The sequence below is a fragment of the Stappia sp. BW2 genome (genome assembly GCF_008107695.1).
In the GTDB taxonomy this organism is placed as follows: domain Bacteria; phylum Pseudomonadota; class Alphaproteobacteria; order Rhizobiales; family Stappiaceae; genus Roseibium.
The window spans coordinates 1-458 of record NZ_VIRG01000081.1 but is presented as its reverse complement, the minus strand read 5'-3'; the positions used below and the strand labels follow the sequence as shown (position 1 = coordinate 458).

1 protein-coding gene is annotated in these 458 nt (G+C 50.7%); it reads right to left on the bottom strand.

The features are described 5' to 3' along the window. Window positions 1-187, bottom strand: a 187-nt coding sequence (locus tag FMN63_RS27665) for a YjcB family protein (protein WP_148587403.1), incomplete at its 3' end; no start/stop codon positions are given. Window positions 188-458: the final 271 nt, after the last annotated feature.

Sequence of the window (458 nt, the reverse complement as noted above, 5' to 3'; positions counted from 1 at the left end):
GGGTGATACCGAGCAAACCGGTGGCGAACCAGCAGGCGGCGGCCAGGCCGAGGCAGCTGCAGATCACCGCCAGACCGGCGTAATCGCTTTTGCGAAGCTGAATATTCAGTGAGCTGGCGAGAAACATCAGCACCGCGCTCACCAGGGGCCAGCGCAATAATACGACACTGGTAGTAATGGAAGCCATTAACCTATCCTCAAAGAAAGTCGGGAGCCATGGACGACCTGGCGCGACTGACGATGGCATAGCGCTCTGGTCTCAACTGGCGTACTAGAGAGTGATGAAACGCCATTTCTGTTTCATCAACTTGTGTGAACTATATCACACTTGGCGCTTTATTCACCAGTCAAAAAATGAGCTTTTGCTGCGTTTAATAACTATGAAGTTTGTGTGGATATTGGTGGGCAACCCCGGGAAGCATATTTTCATTCACTGCCTAATGATTATTATTCTGCGG